The 605-nt window shown below is 31.9% G+C and carries 1 protein-coding gene; it reads left to right on the forward strand.

All coding sequences use genetic code 11. The features are described 5' to 3' along the window. Nucleotides 1-401: hypothetical protein (locus tag P3R27_RS14610; protein ID WP_301399154.1), on the forward strand; the 401-nt coding region annotated here is incomplete at its 5' end. Nucleotides 402-605 lie beyond the last annotated feature (204 nt).

Below are 605 nucleotides of genomic sequence, written 5' to 3' on the forward strand. Positions count from 1 at the left end.
ATGGAGAAAATCAAATTGAAGTGCTTTTAGAAAGATTTTTCTTATCATTTGCTATTTACCAACTGTTTATTCTTGTAAAAAGAAAGCTGGACAGTTCCGCTGAAATTGATTCATATAATTCAATGAAAGTTTTCTGTATCAGGCTTCTCCATTTAAAAGAACATGAAGACTTAGTAAATATTCAGGCATTAATTGAACACACTCGTGAAAAAATAATCAACGATGATCAAATTATGATTAATGAGAAATCTTTAAAAGTCTTTGAAATAATAGACAACACAAATCCCGAGTCGCCTCATTTTAGTGCAACTGTTCAAAGTCTTATCGTAGATTTAGAACATTTAATCGAATGTGAATCGCTATATTGGATGGAGTCATTTTTATTAAACATATTCAAATAATATATGCATCAAGATCTACGCTATGTGTTATATTATCCTCAGGCAAATACTTCTTTAATCACGAATTAGCTCAAGATACAAACTGGTATGCCTAGCCACCGTGTCCCTAATTCTCGGTGGTTATTTTTTCACCATACACTTCATAGGTTTGTTGAAAGATTTCCGGTTTGCATGGATAAATTTCACTAGCAACTCCCTGAATAA

The sequence above is a fragment of the Enterococcus spodopteracolus genome (assembly GCF_030441955.1).
GTDB lineage: Bacteria > Bacillota > Bacilli > Lactobacillales > Enterococcaceae > Enterococcus_B > Enterococcus_B spodopteracolus.